Source organism: Paracoccus sp. PAMC 22219 (assembly GCF_000787695.1).
Taxonomy (GTDB): Bacteria; Pseudomonadota; Alphaproteobacteria; order Rhodobacterales; family Rhodobacteraceae; genus Paracoccus.
In genome coordinates this window covers 1-16977 of sequence record NZ_BBPH01000072.1, presented here as the reverse complement: position 1 = coordinate 16977, position 16977 = coordinate 1, and the positions used below count along the sequence as shown (strand labels likewise).

Sequence of the window (16977 nt, the reverse complement as noted above, 5' to 3'; positions counted from 1 at the left end):
CGCAAGTACGCCTTCGTCGGCATAAGCATCGAAATAGGTCAGCATCGTTTCGACCATGTCGCGGCTGAACTCCGCGGTCGCCAGTCTTGGCTCTCTGATTCCCTTAACCACCTTTGTCCTCCATAGCTGACAGGTGTTAACGGCTTGCTACCCGGAGCCGGGCTTGTCGCGCGAAAAGCGGACAAGCTGCCTTTTCAGTATGTCCGAAAAGGCATATCCTGCCCGTTGTGAAGCAGGAGGCCGCGATGCTGAACGATTTGATCCCGAATTTCGACGCCGAGATCGCCGAGATGCATGTCGCGGCGCCGTCGGGTTGGATCATGGGGTTCAACCTGACCTACAAGGGCCCCGAACACCTGCATAACGCCTATCCCGACGCCTGGCGGTCCATCTACGAGGATCGGAACTATTTCTTCGGCGACCCGATCGCGATGTGGACGATGACCCATGACGGCGCCGCCCGCTGGTCCGAGGTGCGCATCCCCGACCTGCGCGGCGTCATGCAGGCGGCACGACGGTTCCGCCTGAATTACGGCGTGGCGATATCGCGCAAGGTGGCCGGAAAGCGGTCGTTCCTGACCCTGTCGCACCCGGACCGCGAATTCACCGATGACGAGATCGCGCGCTGCCGCGCCAAGTTCAATCTGTGGACCGACCTGGTGCTGAACCGCGCCGCCCTGACGCCCGCCGAACTGGACGTGCTGCGCTGTTTCCGCGACGGGCTGGGCCAGATCGAGACCGCGACCCAGCTGGCCATCGCGGAATCCACCGTCAAGCAACGGGCGGTCAAGGCCTGCGGCAAGCTGGGCGCGAAAAGCCGCACCCAGGCCGTGGCCATCGCGGTCGCCCGCAACTATCTGTAGCCGCTACTGGATCGCGCGGATCGCCGGATAGGCGGCGCGATAGGCTTGGTGCGCCGCGGCGAATGCGGCGCGCAGGGACGCGTCCGGCGCGATTTCCGCGGTGACGCGGGGGGCGGTCATGACCTGGTCGACAGACCCTGCCCCCGATGCGACCATGCCAAGCCGCGCGGCACCCAGGGCCGCGCCGAAATCGCCGTCCTCTGGCAGGGTCAGCGTCACGTCCAGCGCGGTCGCGATCACCTGCAGCCAGTACTGCGACCGCGCGCCACCGCCGATGGCCATCAGCCGCGTCGGACGCGCGCCCGTCGATTGCAGCGCGACCAGGCTGTCGGCCAGCCCGAAAGCCACCCCCTCCAGCACGGCGCGGGTCAGGTCGTTGCGGTCGGTCGCCGCCGCCAGCCCGGTCAGGCTGCCCCGAATCGCGGGGTCGTTGTGCGGCGTGCGTTCCCCGGACAGATAGGGCAGGAACCGCACCGGCCCCGGCGCACGCAACGGTCCCAGGTCGGCGGTCAGCTGCGCGGGCGTCGCCCCGGTGACGCGGCCTAGCCAGTTCAGGCTGTCGGTCGCGGCCAGCATGACACCCATCTGATACCAGCGCCCCGGCACCGCGTGGCAAAACTGTGCAGCGCCGTGTCGGGCGCGGGGGCATAGCCGTCGCGCGCCGCCAGCAGCACCCCCGAGGTGCCAAGCGACACGAAACCCGCCCCCTCGGCCATGGCGCCGATCCCGCAGGCGGCGGCAGCATTGTCGCCCGCGCCCCCGGCAACCGTCACCGGGGCGGACAGACCCCATTCGGCGGCCAGATCGGCGCGCAGCTGCCCGGCAGGGGCCGACCCCTCGACCAGGCGGGGCATCTGCGCGCGGGTCATGCCAGAGGCGGCCAGCAGGTCGTCCGACCAGTCGCGCGCGCCCGTGTCCAGCCAGGACGTCCCCGACGCGTCGGACAGATCGCCCACCGCCTCTCCGGTCAGCCACAGGTTCAGATAGGCGGCGGGCAACAGCACGCGGGCCGCGCGGGCGAACAGGTCGGGCTCATGCGCGGCCATCCACGCCAGCTTGGGCGCGGTAAAGCCCGGAAAGACGATGTTTCCGGTCAACTCGCGAAAGCGCGGATCGGCGTCCATCGCATCGGCCTGCACATGGCTGCGCGTGTCGTTCCACAAGATCGCGGGGCGCAGCACGCGGTCCTGCGCATCCAGCACGCAGGCGCCGTGCATGTGCCCCGCGACGCCGATGCCGCGCAGGGACGCGAATTCCGGATGCGCCGACCGCAGATCGGCCACCGCCCCCTGCAGCGCCGTGATCCAGTCGGCGGGGTCCTGTTCGGACCAGCCGGGATGGGGGTGGGCCACGTCGTAATGACGCTCGGTCGACCCGATGGGTTGTCCCGCATCATCCACCAGCAGCGCGCGCAGCCCCGACGTGCCCAGATCGATCCCCAGAAAGCTCATCCTGCATCCCCCCGTGTTGTCCTGCCAGACCTTCACCACGGAAACTGAAATGTCCAGCCGCCGCCTTGCGCCCGGTCCCGGTTCGGACAAGGTCGGGGTGGAAACGAACGGAGCGTGCCATGACACCGCGCATCATCGACCGCGACAGCGCCCGCGGGCTGGACTGGCCCGGCGCCATCGAGGCGCTGCGACAGGGGCATCTGGCGCCCGCCGCCCAGGTGCGCGACCTGTTCCTTGGGCCGGGGTCGGGCAGCCTGCTGACGCGGGCCGCGTGGCTGCCGGGGCGGGGGTTCGGCGTCAAGGCGGTGACGGTCTTTGGCGACAACCCGGGCCGCGGCCTGCCGTCGGTGCAGGGGGCGATGCTGGTCTTTGACCCTGAAACGGGTGCGCTGACCGCGGTGATCGACGCGCCGCTGGTCACCGAATACAAGACCTGCGCCGATTCCGTGCTGGGCGCGCAGATCCTGGCGCGCCCGGACAGCCGCAGGCTTTTGGTCGTGGGCGCGGGGGTGTTGGCGGGCGGGCTGGTCGCGGCCTATCGCGCGGGCATGCCGCATCTGGACCAGATCCAGGTCTGGGCGCGCCGGCCCGAACAGGCGCAGGCACTGGCCGACCGCCTGGCGGCGCAGGGTCACGCGGTCACGCCGGTCACCGACCTGGCCGAGGCGGTCGCGGGTGCCGACATCGTGTCCACAGCGACCATGGCGCGCGAACCGCTGCTGCGCGGAGAGTGGGTGCGGCCCGGCACGCATGTCGACCTGATCGGCGCCTTTCGCGCCGACATGCGCGAGGCCGACGACGCCCTGATGACCCGCGCCCGCATCTTTGTCGACAGCCGCGCCACCACCATCGCCCATATCGGAGAGCTTGCGATCCCCATCGCCGCGGGCGTGCTGACGCCCGACGACGTGCTGGGCGACCTGTACGATCTGGTGCCCGGCGCTTGCGGGCGCACGGGCGCGGACCAGATCACGGTGTACAAGAATGGCGGCGGCGCGCATCTGGACACGATGATCGCCGCCTGGATCGCCGCCGCGACCTAGGGCAGGGCGGGCATCACGCGACCCGTGCAGGGCCCGAACCCCACGCGATAACCCGACCCCTGGGCATGGGCGAACAGCCCGACCTCGTCACCGTCCTGCAGGAAAGTGCGGGGCTGGCCGTTCACGGTCACGGGCTGCTGCCCGTTCCGCGTCATCTCCAGCAGGGCGCCGGTCTGATCGGGGGTGGGGCCGGAAATGGTGCCCGACCCCAGCAGGTCGCCCACCCGCATCGGGCAGCCCGAACTGGCGTGATGGGCCAGCGCCTGCGCCTGCGACCAATGCATTTCGGCATAGTTCACGCGCGCCATCACCTGCCGGTTCAACGTCCAGCCCATCGACAGGTCATGGAAACCAGGGCGGCTGTCCCGCAGATGCGGCAGGGGGTCGACGGTGCGGGCGGCGCCCGTGCGGCGGAACGGGTCCAGCGCGGCGCGGGTCACGACCCAGGGGCTGATCGTGGTGGCAAAGGCCTTGCCCTGAAACGGCCCAAGCGGCTGGTACTCCCACGCCTGGATGTCGCGCGCCGACCAGTCGTTCAGCAGGACATGGCCAAAGATCATGTCCTCGGCCTGATCGACGGTGATGCGGGTGCCAAGCGCGGTCGCGGCGCCCACGATGGCGCCCAGTTCCAGTTCCAGGTCCAGGCGGCGGCTGGCGGTCCATTCCGGACCGGTCGGACCCGCGACCTGACCCATCGGGCGATGCACCGGTGTGCCGGACACGATGACCGACGAGGCCCGCCCGTTATAGCCGATGGGCATGTGATCCCATTGCGGCGGCAGGGCGTTGTCAGGCCCCCGGAACAGGCAGCCCACGTTGAACGCATGGTGGCGCGAGGCATAGAAATCGGTGAACCCCTCGACCCGGATCGGCAGATGCATCCGCGCGTCCGACACCGCCACCAAGGGCATATCGCGGGGGCCGTCCTGGGACAACAGCGCGGTCAGCCGGGCGCGAACCGCCACCCATGCATCACGTCCACGGGCGATGAAATCGTTCAGCCGCGGCGCGGCAAAGCTGCCGCCCGCGTCCAGAAGACCCTGCGCCTCGCAGGCGGCAAGGTCCAGGATGCGGTCGCCGATCGCCACCCCGCAGCGTGGCCCGCGATCATCCGAAAACACGCCATAGGGCAGGTTGTTCAGCGGGAAATCGCAGTCGGGCCGGTTGGCGGACGCCACCTGCGACGGCATCAGGCCCGGTGCGGCGCCGGTCATTTCACGCCCGGCGTGCCGTCGAACTTCTTCTCCAACCGGTTCCAGACCTCGATGTATTCGGGCTGCATCGGCGCCTCATGGGCGGCGTATTCGGTCAGGTGCTGGGGGAACCGCGTCTCGAACATGAAGGACATCGTCTCGGCCAGCTTGTGGGGCACCAGATCGCCGGTCGTGGCCTTGTCGAAGGCATCGCGGTCGGGACCGTGCGGCAGCATGCAGTTGTGCAGGCTGATCCCGCCGGGCGCGAACCCCTGGGGTTTGGCGTCATAGATGCCGTGAATGTTGCCCATCAGTTCGGACATGATGTTCTTGTGATACCAGGGCGGGCGGAATGAATGTTCGGCCACCAACCAGCGGTCGCGGAACAGCACGAAATCGATGTTCGCCGTCCCGTCCTGCCCCGACGGCGCGGTCAGCACGGTGAAGATCGACGGGTCGGGATGGTCGAACAGGATCGCGCCGACCGGAGAATAGGTCCGCAGATCATACTTGTAGGCGCAATAGTTGCCGTGCCACGCGACCACGTCCAGCGGGCTGTGGTCGATCCAGGTCTCATGGAACTGGCCGCACCACTTGATGACCACGCGGGAGCGGGCATCCCGATCCTCGAAGGCCGCGACGGGGGTCTTGAAGTCGCGCGGATTGGCCAGGCAGTTCGCGCCTATGGGGCCGCGGTCGGGCAAGTCGAACTTCTGGCCATAATTCTCGCAGACGAACCCGCGGGCGGGGCCCTCCAGCACCTCGACCCGATAGACCAGGCCACGGGGCAGGATCGCGATCTCTTGCGGCTGGACGTCGATGATGCCCAGTTCGGTGCAGAACCGCAGGCGACCCTGCTGCGGCACGACCAGCAGCTCGCTGTCGGCGGAAAAGAAGTATTCGTCCTGCATGGATGCGGTGACCAGATAGACATGGGTCGCCATGCCGACTTGGATGTTCACGTCGCCCGCCGTGGTCATGGTGCGCATGCCGGTCAGCCAGGTCAGGTCGCCGTCGGGCACCGGGATCGGGTCCCACCGGTACTGGCCCAGGCTGGTCACCCCCGGCAGGACATGCGGCGCGGTCTTCCAATAGGGCAGGTCGATCGCCGCGAACCGCCCCGTGTGATGCACCGACGGACGGATGCGATAGCACCAGGTCCGCTCGTTCTGGCCGCGCGGCGCGGTGAAGGCGGTTCCCGACAGCTGTTCCGCGTACAGGCCATAATTGCATCGTTGCGGGCTGTTCTGACCTTGGGGCAGGGCGTCGGGCAGGGCCTCGGTCTCGAAGTCGTTGCCGAAGCCGGGCAGGTATCCGGGGTGCGCACCCGGCCCGCCGGCGCGCGGGTCATCCCCGAGGTCTGATCGCTGTCGGTCATCACGGCACCCATTTCATTGCATCTGCAACGAATATATCCGCCCGCCCGGCAATGCGTCAAGCGACGCAACCTTGCGCAGGCCACGCGGTCCGTGAATGCTGACACTCTGACGGAACGGAGGCGGTCATGACCGACATGCGTATCGCGAAACTGGGGCCGGGCGATCTGCCCGCGTTCAAGGCCATCCGGCTGGAGGCGTTGCGCCTGGCGCCCACGGCGTTTGCGAACACCGAGGCCGACTGGTCAAGCCTGTCGGATGACGAATGGGCCAGCCGGATGGCGCATCCCGTCTTCGTCGCTTTCCGGGGGCAGGACCCGGTCGGGATCATGGGCCTGTTTCCGCAGCGGGGCATAAAGCGATCACACCGGGCGACGCTGATCATGGTCTATCTGCGCGACGACCTGCGCGGGACCGGGGTGGCGGACGATCTGCTGAACGCGGTCACCGCTTTCGCCGCCGGTGCCGGCATCAATCAGATCGAGCTGGCGGTGAACGACCACAATGCCGCCGCCATCCGGTTCTATCAGCGCCATGGCTTTATCCAGACCGGCCGGATCCCCGCCGCGCTGATCGATGCAGGGCGCGAGGTGGACGAATTGCTGATGGTTCGACGGCTGCGCCAGTCGAACAGCTTTCTGGGATAATCCGAGTTATGCAACGATCCAGTCAGGCCCGTTCGTCCTTGGACGTGCCGACGATCACATGGGTGACGATCGTGGTCAGGTCGGGAAAGCCGCCCAGGACCTCGTGGTGGAACTGCTTGTAGCTGGCAAGATCGCGGCATTCGACGCGCAGCAGGTATTCCACGGTGCCGGTGATGTTGTGGCATTCGACGACCTGCGGTGCGGCGGTGCAGCGCGCCTCGAACGCCAGCTGGACCTGTGCGGTATGCCGTCCCAGCCCGACCAGCACAAAGGCCGCAAAGCCGGTCTGGCGCGCCGCGTCGCCCAGCACGGCACGATAGCCGGAAATGATGCCCTGACGCTCCATCGCCTCGACACGGCGCTGGCAGGTCGAGGCGGACATGCCCACCCGTTCGGCCAGCGCCTGATGGGTGATGCGCCCATCCGTTCGCAGGATGCGCAGGATCTTTTCGTCAATAGCGTCCATGGCGGGGCTTTCCTGCATTTGGGACGCCAATATCGCGCGGATCGGGGACATCCACCAGCCGCCATGTGGCACCATCCCCCGCAATCAAGCAGGAGGCAGGAAATGGATGCGCTGATCGGGCTGGTGGGGTTTGCGGCGGTGACGACGATCACGCCGGGGCCGAACAACGCGATGCTGATGGCGTCGGGGGCGACGGTCGGGCTGCACGGCAGCTGGCGGCATATGGCCGGGATCGTGCTGGGCTTCGCGGCGATGGTGCTGGTGCTGGGCACGGGGCTGGCCCCGGCGCTGCAGTCGGACCCCGACCTGCGGTGCGTGATGCAGGCGGCCGGGCTGGCCTATGTCTTCTGGCTGGCATGGAAGATCGCCCGCGCGCGACCGATGCAGGCCGGATCGTCGGGCCGTCCGGTCGGCCTGTGGCAGGCGGCGGCGTTCCAATGGGTGAACCCCAAGGCCTGGGCGATGGTGCTGGCGGCGCTGGCGACCTATGGCGCGGCCCTTGGCGGCCCGCTGCCGGTCGCTGCAATCTTTGCGGTGGTGGGTCTGCCCTGCCATGTGCTGTGGGTCGTGGCAGGCGCGCGGATCGCACGGCTGATCGACGCGCCGGAGCGGCTGCGCCTGTTCAACATCGCGATGGCGGGGGTGATGGTCCTGTCGATGCTGCCGGTGCTGCTGGCATAGCGGCGGACAAGGGGTGCACCGGGCCGCAAGGGCCCGGCGCAAGGTCGTCACATCGCGGGCAGAACCGTCAGGTCGCGGATCTGGCCTTCGGCGGCGATTTCGCCCGCCGCGGTGGCCGCTCCGGTTTCCAGATCGACCGAGTGGATGGTGTTGTTCGTCACCAGCCACGCCATGTTGGCGCCTTCGGCATCGGTCTGGACGTCGAACGCCATCATGTCGCCCGGGTTTTCGACGTTCAGCATGCCGATCGTGGCCAGCGTGCCGTCATTCGGTGCGGTCTGCTGCAGCAGCGCGCCCAGGCCGGCATCGATGTTGTACATCGCGGTCGCTTCGGGGGTGCCATAGCTGTTGATATAGGCCGCGGCGGCGACCGTGGGGCTGGCTTCGGCGTTCTCGTCCTCGGCCACCCAGTTCAGGCTGCCGTCGACGGTGACTTCGCCGGTATCCACGTTCACGCGGTGGTTCGTGGTGCCGGTCATGAAGCGCAGGCGGTCGGCCATCGGGTTGAAATCGACGATGACCGGCATGTCGATCACTTCCAGCGGCGTGTCCATGGTGGACAGGTCGGTGGCCGCGCCGGTCGCGGTGTCGATGGTGACGATGCGCATGTCGTCGGTCACGCCGACCAGCGTGTTGTTCGACGGGCGCAGGTCGATGCCCAGCAGGCGGTCGACGCCTTCGACATCCATCGTGCCGGTGACTTCCAGCGTCTCGGTGTCGAACATGACCAGGGTGCGGTCGTCGGTCAGGCCGACGCCGGTCGCGGCAGCCGCCGCCGAAATGGACAGCGCAAGAGCAGAGGTCGAGAATGCAGCAATGCGAAACATGGGGATGTTCCTTTCGGTTCAGCTTCTGTCACAGGCGGCGGTCCTCGCCGTCCTTGCCCGGATGACGCGGCATTCCGGAAACCGGATGCAAAATTATTTTGTCGCCGCGCATAATCTGCGGTTGCATGAAAAGTGACCCTGCAGGCGGTTGCAACCGCCCCCCCGATCGCGGCAGGATGTTCGCGCGATCAGGGGAGGTTTCGTGACCGACGACACAAGACAGCGCAGCCGCCAGCTTGACTGGGCCCTGACCGCCTGTGCCGAAGGCCGCCCCGACGGCATCGACGCGATCCTGGACATCGAGGGGCCGCAGCTGCTGGGCGTCGCCCGCCGCATCCTGATCCGCCACGACCTGGCCGAGGAGGCGCTGCAGGACGCGATGGTGCTGATCTGGCGCAAGGCCGCCCAGCAGCGCCAGGGAGAGGGATCGGCCCGCGGCTGGATCTATGCCGTGCTGCGCAACCGCTGCCTGACGATCCTGCGCGACGGCAAGCGCCTGTCCAGCCTGTCGCCGGACGAGCTGACGCGCATGCAGGACGCCCGCCAGGACCTGTGCCAGGACGACGACTGGAAGTTGCTGGCCGGGACCGGACGGCTTGGCGAATGCCTGGACACGCTGGATGATCCGGCGCGGCGCGCGATCCTGCTTGCGCATGTCGCGGGCTACAGTCACGGAGAGATCTCTGCCCGCCAGGGGGTTCCGCTTGGCACCGCGAAATCGTGGATCCGGCGGGGCCTGGCCTCGCTGCGGGAGTGTTTGTCATGAGTTCAGTGTTTCAGGATGACGTGACCGCCTTTGCCGACGACTATGTCATGGGGCTGATGTCGCCCACCGAGGCGGAGATGTTCGAGGCGCTGATCGCCGCCGACCCGGCCCTGTCTGCGCATGTCGCGCAGCTGCGCAACCAGTTGCTGCCGCTGGACCTGTCGGCCGAGGCGCTGGCCCTGCCCGCGGGCTTTGCCGCCAGGTTGCAGGCGATCATCGCGCAGACCCCGCAGGACGCGGCCCCCGTGACGGTACCCCTGTCGTCCGACCCGACCGTGGCCCCGGTCGCCGCCAACCTGCCCCGCGCGCCGATGCGATGGCTGGCGGGGCTGGCCGCGTCGCTGGTCCTGGGCCTGGCCCTGGGTTTCGGCGGCGCGATGCAGCGTCCGGCGCCCGCGCCGCAGGTGGTGGCCGTGCTGCTGGATGATCAGGGCCAACCCCGCGCCATCATCGAGGATTACGGCGACGACACCGCCCAGATCCGCTTCGTGTCGGATGTCGACGTGCCGCAGGGCTTCTCGATCCAGGCCTGGACGCTGCCTTCGGCAGAGATGGGGCCGCGGTCCCTGGGGGTGCTGGACGGTGCGCGCGCCGCGGCGCTGGCGGGTCCCGACCTGCCGACCCGACCGACGCCCAGCTGTACGAGATCACCCTGGAACCCGAGGCGGATCGCCCACCGGACGCCCGACCGGGCCGATCATCGCCAAGGGTCTGGCCGCCGCGCAGAACATCTGACGCGGACAAGGGAACGCGCGGGCGTCTGGTCGGTTAAGGGGGACAGCAACCCTTCAAGGTGTCCATGTCCCCCACCACCGATCGCCGCGAACCGGCCGAATCCGACCTGACCTGCGACGTGGCCGTGATCGGCGCGGGCACCGCGGGCATCGCCGCCGAACGTGCCGCGCGCAAGGCGGGGGCGCGCACCCTGCTGATCGACCCAGAGTTTCGCGGAACGCTGTGCGCCAACACCGGGTGCATGCCGTCCAAGCTGCTGATCGCGGCGTCCCACGCGGCGCATGCGGCGCGGCGCGCGCCGGTTTTTGGCGTCCATCCGGGCGATCCGGTGATCGACGGCCCCGCCGTGATGACGCGTGTCCGGGCGGAACGCGACCGGTTCGTGGAATTCACCCGCGAAAGCTTCGACGACCTGCCCGAAGGCACCGCGGTCCGCGCCCGTGCGCGGTTCGTCCGGCCGACCGAACTGGCGCTGGACGACGGCCGCCGCGTCCGGGCGCGGGCCGTGGTGATCGCCACCGGATCCTTTGCGCTGGTCCCCGAACCCTTTCGCGACCTTGGCCCCCGCATCCTGACGAACGAGACCGTGTTCGAACTGCCCGACCTGCCCGACAGCCTGGCGGTGATCGGCGGCGGTCCCATCGGCTTGGAACTGGCGCAGGCGATGGGGCGCCTTGGCGTGCCGGTCACTCTGTTCGATCAGGGCACCCGCCTTGGCAAGGCGCGATGCGACGTGGTCCATGACACGCTGCAGACGGCCATCGCGCGCGACGTGACCCTGTGCCTGGGGGTCGAGACGACGCCCACCGCCGATGCCGACGGCATCCGGCTGGCATGGACGGGCGATATGCAGGGCGAACAGGTGTTCAGCCATGTGCTGGTCGCTGTCGGTCGCCCGCCGAACCTCAAGGGCCTGGGTCTGGACGCGTCGGGGCTGGACCTGGACGACCACGGCACGCCAAAGTTCGACCGCACCACGATGCAATGCGGCAGCGCCCCCGTCTTCATGGCGGGCGATGCGAATGCCGACGCGACCCTGCTGCACGAGGCCTCGACCGAAGGAGCCATCGCGGGGACCAACGCTGCAACCTTTCCGGACGTGACCCCCGGCGAACGCAGCCCGACCTTCGCGCTGACCTTTACCGATCCGCCGCTGGCCTCGGTCGGGACGGGCCCCGGCGACGGCGTCATCTGCGGGCGCAGCGATTATTCCGACCAAGGCCGCGCCCGGGCCGAGGCGCGTGCCGAAGGGGTCGTGACCCTGTATGCCGACGCGCAGGGGCGGCTCAGCGGGGCGGACCTGTGCTGCCCCGGCGCCGATCATCTGGGGCATCTGCTGGCATGGTCGGTCCAGTCGGGCGCCACCGCGACCGGCCTGCTATCGATGCCCTTCTATCACCCCACGCTGGAGGAGGGGCTGAAGACTGCCCTGCGCCAGATCTGCCGCGACACCCGTCAGCCCGAACCCGCCGGGCGCGATTTCGGGACGCCTCCCGGTGCATAGGGCGCAATCATGACGGAATCGATCCACGATCTGGGACAGGGCTTCTGGTCGATCCGGGGTGACCTGCGCATCGGCGGCGTCGTGAATGTCGGCACGCAGGCGTCGCTGGTGCGGCTGCGGTCGGGGCGCTTTGTCATGCTGGACAGCTATCCGCTGTCGGGCGCGGTGCGCGACACCGTCATGGCGCTGACCGACCAGGGGCGCGCAGTTCAGGCGGTCCTGAACCTGCACCCGTTCCACACCCTGCACTGCGCGGCCATCGCGCACGATTTCCCTGACGCGGCCCTGTTCGGCGCGCATCGGCATCGCCTGCGCCACCCCGATCTGAACTGGCGCCCCGAACCCGTCGAATCGCCCGAGGTGCAGGACATGTTCGCGGACGATCTGATGTTCTCGCTGCCGCGGGGCATCGACTATGTCAGTCGCAATGAACGCGTCCACGCCGGATCGCTGCTGGCATGGCACCCGGCCAGCAGGACGCTGCATGTCGATGACACGATCAACCTGATGCCCGTGCCCGGCCTGCTGTGGGGGCTGTTCCCCAAGCCGCGCGTCTTCCTGCACCCGACCTTGTCGCAGGCGCTGCTGCCGCAGGCCGGGGCGGTTCGGGATTTCCGCGACTGGCTGCACGGGTTGGCAACGCTGACGCGCGATCTGCGCTGGCTGTGCGCCGCCCATTCCGGCCTGCGCGAATTCGAACCCGGCCAGTTCAAGGGCGAACTGCTGGCCGCCTTCCGTCGGGTCGAGGACAAGCTCGCAAAGACCGAGGCGCGTCGCGGCTGATCTTGCCTTCCGCAGCGTGACACGGTCTGATCGCCCCGACAGGGGGGATACGATGATCGACATGGGACAATTGCCAGACGGGCGCAGGGTGCAGGCCGTGGACCTGCAGGCAGGGCGTCTGCGCGCCCGCGTGCTGACGCTTGGCGCGATCGTCCAGGACCTGCGCCTGGACGGGATCGATCATCCGCTTGTCCTGGGGTATCCCGATCCGGCCGCCTATCTGTCGGACCCATTCATCCATGTCGGCGCGTTGGTCGGGCGGTTCGCCAACCGCATCGCCGGGGCGCGCATCCGCCTGTCGGGACGCGTGCATGATCTGGACGCGAACGAAGGGCCGAACTGCCTGCATGGCGGCAGCGCCGGGGCTTCCGTCCGGTTGTGGCGCGTCACGCAGGCCGCGCCCGATGCGGTGACCATGGCACTGGATTTCGCGGATGGAGAGATGGGCTTTCCCGGCGCGATGCAGGCGGTGGCCACCCTGTCGCTGATGGATCAGGACGGCACAGCCGCGCTGACGGTCGCGCTGCAGGCGACGGCCACGCGCCCGACGCCCTGCAACCTGACGCATCACGGGTACTGGACGCTGTCCCCCGACGCGGCCACGGATCAGGTCCTGCAGATCGATGCCGACCGCTATCTGCCCGTGGATCAGGCGCTGATCCCCCTGCCCGACGCCCCCGCACCGGTCGCGGGCACGCGGTTCGACTTTCGCCAGCCCCGGCCGCTTGGGGATGCGGGGCTGGATCATTGCTGGTGCCTGTCGGACAGCCACGGCCCGCTGCGCCCGGTGGCCAGCCTGACCGCGCCGGACCTGCGCCTGCGGGTGCTGACGACCGCGCCCGGACTGCAGGTCTATGACGGCGGCCATTTCCCGCACGGGGGCCTGCCGGGCCATCCCGGTCAGATCGCCCGCCCCCAAGGCGCCGTCGCGTTCGAGGCGCAGGAATGGCCAGACGCCCCGAACCGCCCCGACTTTCCGCCCGCGATCCTGCGTCCCGGCACCGTCTGGCGGACCGAGACGCGATACCTGCTGGACCGCCCCTAGCCGACGGTGACCGTGGCCACCGCCTCCGGAAACTGCGGATGGCGGGCGGTGATGCGGATGGTCCCGGCATCGCCCGTAAGGCGCAGCAGCATTCCCGTCGTTCCCCCCTGCAGCATGCGCAGATCGGGCCCGATCAGGCGCGCGGGGCCGTCCACCGTCACCGCAATGCCCGCGTCCAGGAAGGGCAGCCGGTTGCCGACCTGGTCCAGCGCGCGCAGCATCACCCGCAGGTCGATATCCGCATCTGCAGGCAGCGTGTCGCGGTCGGGCGCGATCTGCAACGTGGTGGGCAGCGGGTCGGCGACATAGTCGCGCAGCGCGACCTGCTCGCCGTTCAGCCAGCCGGTGATGCGGCCCGGATGCCAGCTCATCCCCCACTGGCCCAGCTGCTCGGCGCTGATGTGGCGGTGGTCGATGATGACGGGCGGGTGCGGCAGATGGGGGAACCGCTCTCGGTCGGGACCCACGCGGCGGGTGACGCCCCCGCATTCGAACTCGACCTCGTCGCAGTTCGTCAGCACGATCAGCGGCAGGACACCGCCGATATTGCGTTCGCCCCGCGCCCAGAAGGTCACCGGCTCCATCACGATGCCCTCGGACGGCGGCTTCTGGCTGCCATAGGCATGGGCCGCAAACTTCGGCTCTCGCCAGATGTCCATGACGCCGTGATGGCAGATGCGGTCGCCCGCACCGAAATCCTTGTGCGTGTTGTAATCAAACATGCACCAGCCGATGCACCCCGAAATTGCCGGGTCGCCATGGGCGGCGTTCAGCACTTCAAGGTGGCGGATCACATGCTCCATCTGTCGCAGTTCCGGGTCCTGCGCCTTGGTCGGGAACATGTGGCCGTTATATTCGGTGACCAGATAGGGCACCGGTTTCTTGATCCCCGTGACCTCCTCGGTCGGACGCAGCGCGGTGCGCGGCCGGTTGATCAGCGGCAGCTCGGATTCGTCCAGGATGAAATCGTTCATCGTATAGACATCCTCCAGCAGCTCGCTGTCGGTGATGCAGCGCACGCCGCCCGTGGCCCGCGTCGGGTCCAGCTCGCGCGCAAGCGCGTTGGTGCGGACATAGAAATCGTGGTTGTCCGGGCTCTCGTTGATGCGCACGCCCCAGATGACGATGCTGGGATGGTTCCAGTCGCGGGTGATCATGGCGCGGACATTGTCCACGCTGCGGTCCTGCCAGGCGGCGTCGCCGATATGCTGCCAGCCGGGGATCTCCTCGAAAACCAGGAGGCCGATCTCGTCGCAGCGGTCCAGGAACCACTTGCTCTGCGGGTAATGCGAGGTGCGCACGATGTTGCAGCCCAGATCATGGCGGACAATCTCGGCATCGCGCTCCTGCGCGTGACGGCCCGCGGCATAGCCTGATGCGCCCAGCTTTGATGCCGGTTCAACCCACGCAGCTTCATCGGCTGGCCGTTCAGCAGGAAGCCCTGCGGCGTCCATTCCGCGGTGCGGAAACCAAAGCGGTGCGTGGTCACATCGCCGCTGTCGGGCAGGGTCAGCTCGACCGTGTAAAGCTGCGGGTTTTCGGGCGACCACAGCAAAAGGCCGGTCAGGCCCGCCAGGGTCAGTTCACCCTCTCCTTCGGTCGCGGCAATCTCGCGGTCGCCATCCAGCAGCCGGGCGCGGACCGGGCCGGGGGCGGTGACCTCGGGGCGGATCACGACGGTTTTGGCGTCCGACAGCGCATCAGGCGTCGTGATGCGGGCATTGGTCAAGTGCCGTTCGGGCAGCACCATCAGCCAGACATCGCGATAGATGCCCGCATAGGTCAGATAGTCGATCTGCGCGCCAAAGGGCGGGATGGCGGGGTTTTCCGACCCGTCGATCCGCACCGTCACCAGATTGTCGCCGGGGCGCAGATGGTCGGTCAGGTCGGCCACGAAGGGGGTATAGCCGTCGGGATGCGCCACGACCTGGACGCCATTCACCCAGACCACATTGTCGGCCATCGCCCCGTCAAAGCGCAGCTGCACCCGGCGGCCATGCCACGCGTCATCCCACGCGATCACGCGCTGATAGGTGAAGGCGTGCTGATAACAGGTCTCATTGAAATAGCTCAGCGGCAGATCGACCGCGTTATGCGGCAGGGTGACCGACGTGCCCGATAGCGGCGCGGCGGGGTCGGCGGCCCCTTCGGCAAAGATCCAACCATGGTTCAGTTTCTGGGTCATCCGCATGTTCACCACTCCGCAAAGCTGCCGTCGGCATGGCGCCAGACGGGGTTGCGCCAGCGGTGCCCTTGGGCGGCCATCTGGCGGACCTTGTCCTCGTTCACCTCGATGCCCAGACCCGGCCCCTGCGGGATCGCGACGAAACCGTCGTCATAGGCAAAGACCGACGGGTCGGTCAGATAGTCCAACAGGTCGCTGCCCTGGTTGTAGTGAATCCCAAGCGACTGTTCCTGAATGAAGGCGTTGTAGCAGACCGCGTCCAGTTGCAGGTTCGCGGCCAGCGCGATGGGGCCAAGTGGACAGTGCAGCGCGAGGGCCACGTCATGCGCCTCGGCCATCGCGGCGATGCGATAGGTCTCGGTGATGCCGCCGGCATGGCTGGGATCGGGCTGGATGATGTCGACATAGCCGCCCTGCAGGATCGCCTTGAAATCCCACCGGGAATAGAGGCGCTCGCCAAGCGCGATGGGGGTCGAACAGTGGTTGGCGATCTCGCGCAGCGCCTCGGCATGTTCGGACAGGACCGGCTCCTCGATGAACATCAGGCGGAAGGGTTCCAGTTCCTTGGCCAGCACCTTAGCCATCGGGCGATGCACCCGGCCGTGGAAATCGATGCCGATGCCGAAATCGGGACCCATCTCCTCGCGGATGGCCTGGACGCGCTCCAGGACCTGATCGACCTTGGCGTGGCTGTCGACGAACTGCATCTCCTCGGTGCCGTTCATCTTGACGGCGGTGAATCCCCGGTCGCCGCAATCGCGCGCCATCCGCGCCGTGTCGCCCGGACGGTCGCCGCCGATCCAGGAATAGACGCGGATGCGGTCGCGCTGCTGCCCGCCCAGCAGGGCATGGACCGGCACACCCAGATCCTTGCCCTTGATGTCCCACAGCGCCTGATCGATCCCCGCGATTGCCGACATGTGGATGCCGCCGCCGCGATAGAAGCCGGCGCGATACATCACCGTCCAATGGTCCTGGATCAGGCGCGGGTCGCGGCCGATCAGATAGTCGGACAGTTCCTCGACGCAGGTGGCGACGGATGCGGCGCGACCCTCCAGCACGGGTTCGCCCCAACCGCTGATGCCCGCGTCGGTGCTGATCTTGACGAAGCACCAGCGGGGCGGAACGATAAAGGTCTCGACGGCGGTGATTTTCATGGACGGTCCTCAGAATTGGGGGCCTCAAAGGCGGGGGCCGCGTGCTGGCGGCCCGTCAGGAAGGCATCGGCGACTAGACGCAGCGGCGCCAGGTCCAGGTCGCTGTCGCCCGCCGCGACCAGATCGCGGAACCGGGCGTAAAGGCGGGCATATTCGCGGTTCTCTCCGGCGGTCTGGATGCCTGGCGCGGTAAAGCGCGCACCACCCTCCGAAAGGGTGGCGGGGCCGGCATCGGTGTCAAAGGCGATCTGCCAG

15 protein-coding genes and 3 pseudogenes are annotated in these 16977 nt (G+C 68.2%); 9 read left to right on the top strand and 9 right to left on the bottom strand.

The features are described from left to right. Window positions 1-245 precede the first annotated feature (245 nt). Window positions 246-863 (top strand): LuxR family transcriptional regulator, encoded by a 618-nt coding sequence (locus TY51_RS08630; protein WP_052649969.1) that lies wholly within the window; start codon window positions 246-248, stop codon window positions 861-863. Between the two features lie 3 nt (window positions 864-866). On the opposite strand, the pseudogene xylB reads toward TY51_RS08630, so the two are convergent. Next, window positions 867-2314: pseudogene (gene xylB / locus TY51_RS08625) on the bottom strand (xylulokinase). A gap of 119 nt (window positions 2315-2433) precedes the next feature. On the opposite strand from xylB, the gene TY51_RS08620 reads away from it, so the two are divergent. Continuing rightward, window positions 2434-3357 (top strand): ornithine cyclodeaminase family protein, encoded by a 924-nt coding sequence (locus tag TY51_RS08620; RefSeq protein ID WP_042248383.1) that lies wholly within the window; start codon window positions 2434-2436, stop codon window positions 3355-3357. Here the strand turns inward: TY51_RS08620 and fahA are convergent. Together fahA and hmgA are read right to left on the bottom strand one after the other, a co-directional pair. Continuing rightward, window positions 3354-4571: a fumarylacetoacetase gene (fahA, locus tag TY51_RS08615; protein WP_042248380.1), complete on the bottom strand. Its 1218-nt coding sequence runs from the start codon at window positions 4569-4571 to the stop codon at window positions 3354-3356. The genes TY51_RS08620 and fahA overlap by 4 nt on opposite strands. Continuing rightward, a complete protein-coding gene (gene hmgA, locus TY51_RS08610; protein ID WP_081994814.1) occupies window positions 4568-5860 on the bottom strand; it encodes a homogentisate 1,2-dioxygenase in 1293 nt (430 codons plus the stop codon). Before hmgA ends, fahA begins: the two co-directional genes overlap by 4 nt. Window positions 5861-6054: 194 nt before the next feature. Between hmgA and TY51_RS08605 the strand changes: the two genes are divergently transcribed. Next, the gene (locus tag TY51_RS08605) at window positions 6055-6573 is read left to right on the top strand and encodes a GNAT family N-acetyltransferase (protein WP_042248378.1); all 519 of its coding nucleotides are present in this window, start codon (window positions 6055-6057) and stop codon (window positions 6571-6573) included. A gap of 22 nt (window positions 6574-6595) precedes the next feature. Here the strand turns inward: TY51_RS08605 and TY51_RS08600 are convergent, their stop codons facing one another. Further along, window positions 6596-7039 carry an Lrp/AsnC family transcriptional regulator gene (locus TY51_RS08600; protein WP_042248375.1) on the bottom strand — a complete coding sequence of 148 codons (444 nt, stop codon included), beginning with the start codon at window positions 7037-7039 and terminating at the stop codon, window positions 6596-6598. Between the two features lie 102 nt (window positions 7040-7141). Here TY51_RS08600 and TY51_RS08595 point away from each other — a divergent pair, with 102 nt between their 5' ends. Further along, window positions 7142-7720, top strand: coding sequence for a LysE family translocator (locus TY51_RS08595; RefSeq protein ID WP_042248372.1), 579 nt, complete (start codon window positions 7142-7144; stop codon window positions 7718-7720). A 47-nt stretch (window positions 7721-7767) separates the two neighbouring features. Here TY51_RS08595 and TY51_RS08590 read toward each other — a convergent pair whose 3' ends face one another. Then, window positions 7768-8547, bottom strand: coding sequence for a DUF4394 domain-containing protein (locus TY51_RS08590; protein ID WP_042248370.1), 780 nt, complete (start codon window positions 8545-8547; stop codon window positions 7768-7770). Between the two features lie 202 nt (window positions 8548-8749). Here TY51_RS08590 and TY51_RS08585 point away from each other — a divergent pair, with 202 nt between their 5' ends. The 5 genes from TY51_RS08585 to TY51_RS08565 are packed head-to-tail and all read left to right on the top strand — an operon-like array spanning window position 8750 to window position 13380. Continuing rightward, on the top strand, window positions 8750-9313 hold the full coding sequence (locus tag TY51_RS08585; RefSeq protein ID WP_042248367.1) for a sigma-70 family RNA polymerase sigma factor: 564 nt from the start codon (window positions 8750-8752) through the stop codon (window positions 9311-9313). Beyond that, on the top strand, window positions 9310-10158 hold the full coding sequence (locus tag TY51_RS08580; protein WP_156117960.1) for an anti-sigma factor domain-containing protein: 849 nt from the start codon (window positions 9310-9312) through the stop codon (window positions 10156-10158). The genes TY51_RS08585 and TY51_RS08580 overlap by 4 nt, the downstream gene beginning before the upstream one ends. Then, window positions 10113-11552, top strand: a complete 1440-nt coding sequence (locus TY51_RS08575; protein ID WP_042248364.1) for a dihydrolipoyl dehydrogenase — start codon at window positions 10113-10115, stop codon at window positions 11550-11552. Before TY51_RS08580 ends, TY51_RS08575 begins: the two co-directional genes overlap by 46 nt. A 9-nt stretch (window positions 11553-11561) precedes the next feature. Then, on the top strand, window positions 11562-12335 hold the full coding sequence (locus TY51_RS08570) for a hypothetical protein (RefSeq protein WP_042248361.1): 774 nt from the start codon (window positions 11562-11564) through the stop codon (window positions 12333-12335). Between the two features lie 52 nt (window positions 12336-12387). Further along, window positions 12388-13380, top strand: a complete 993-nt coding sequence (locus TY51_RS08565; protein ID WP_042248358.1) for an aldose epimerase family protein — start codon at window positions 12388-12390, stop codon at window positions 13378-13380. Here TY51_RS08565 and TY51_RS23330 read toward each other — a convergent pair. From TY51_RS23330 to TY51_RS22590, 4 genes and pseudogenes are all read right to left on the bottom strand, one after another. Continuing rightward, complete coding sequence (locus TY51_RS23330; RefSeq protein ID WP_231558973.1) at window positions 13377-14681, bottom strand: glycoside hydrolase family 2 TIM barrel-domain containing protein; 1305 nt, start codon at window positions 14679-14681, stop codon at window positions 13377-13379. The two genes, TY51_RS08565 and TY51_RS23330, sit on opposite strands and share 4 nt — an antisense overlap. 206 nt (window positions 14682-14887) lie before the next feature. Then, window positions 14888-15565, bottom strand: a pseudogene (locus TY51_RS23325) (sugar-binding domain-containing protein); the annotation flags it as partial. An 8-nt stretch (window positions 15566-15573) separates the two neighbouring features. Next, on the bottom strand, window positions 15574-16722 hold the full coding sequence (gene dgoD, locus TY51_RS08555) for a galactonate dehydratase (protein WP_042248355.1): 1149 nt from the start codon (window positions 16720-16722) through the stop codon (window positions 15574-15576). Next, window positions 16719-16977 (bottom strand): annotated as a pseudogene (locus TY51_RS22590) (gfo/Idh/MocA family oxidoreductase); the annotation flags it as partial. The pseudogene TY51_RS22590 and the gene dgoD, both read right to left, overlap by 4 nt.

Excerpts from the sequence above, each read along its gene's own strand:
- TY51_RS08600 (WP_042248375.1), bottom strand. The coding sequence starts at position 7,039 with ATGGACGCTATTGACGAAAAGATCCTGCGCATCCTGCGAACGGATGGG.
- TY51_RS08580 (WP_156117960.1), top strand. The coding sequence starts at position 9,310 with ATGAGTTCAGTGTTTCAGGATGACGTGACCGCCTTTGCCGACGACTAT.
- TY51_RS08630 (WP_052649969.1), top strand. The coding sequence starts at position 246 with ATGCTGAACGATTTGATCCCGAATTTCGACGCCGAGATCGCCGAGATG.
- TY51_RS08575 (WP_042248364.1), top strand. The coding sequence starts at position 10,113 with ATGTCCCCCACCACCGATCGCCGCGAACCGGCCGAATCCGACCTGACC.
- TY51_RS08570 (WP_042248361.1), top strand. The coding sequence starts at position 11,562 with ATGACGGAATCGATCCACGATCTGGGACAGGGCTTCTGGTCGATCCGG.
- TY51_RS08590 (WP_042248370.1), bottom strand. The coding sequence starts at position 8,547 with ATGTTTCGCATTGCTGCATTCTCGACCTCTGCTCTTGCGCTGTCCATT.
- TY51_RS08620 (WP_042248383.1), top strand. The coding sequence starts at position 2,434 with ATGACACCGCGCATCATCGACCGCGACAGCGCCCGCGGGCTGGACTGG.
- TY51_RS08595 (WP_042248372.1), top strand. The coding sequence starts at position 7,142 with ATGGATGCGCTGATCGGGCTGGTGGGGTTTGCGGCGGTGACGACGATC.
- dgoD (WP_042248355.1), bottom strand. The coding sequence starts at position 16,722 with ATGAAAATCACCGCCGTCGAGACCTTTATCGTTCCGCCCCGCTGGTGC.
- fahA (WP_042248380.1), bottom strand. The coding sequence starts at position 4,571 with ATGACCGGCGCCGCACCGGGCCTGATGCCGTCGCAGGTGGCGTCCGCC.
- TY51_RS08565 (WP_042248358.1), top strand. The coding sequence starts at position 12,388 with ATGATCGACATGGGACAATTGCCAGACGGGCGCAGGGTGCAGGCCGTG.
- TY51_RS08605 (WP_042248378.1), top strand. The coding sequence starts at position 6,055 with ATGACCGACATGCGTATCGCGAAACTGGGGCCGGGCGATCTGCCCGCG.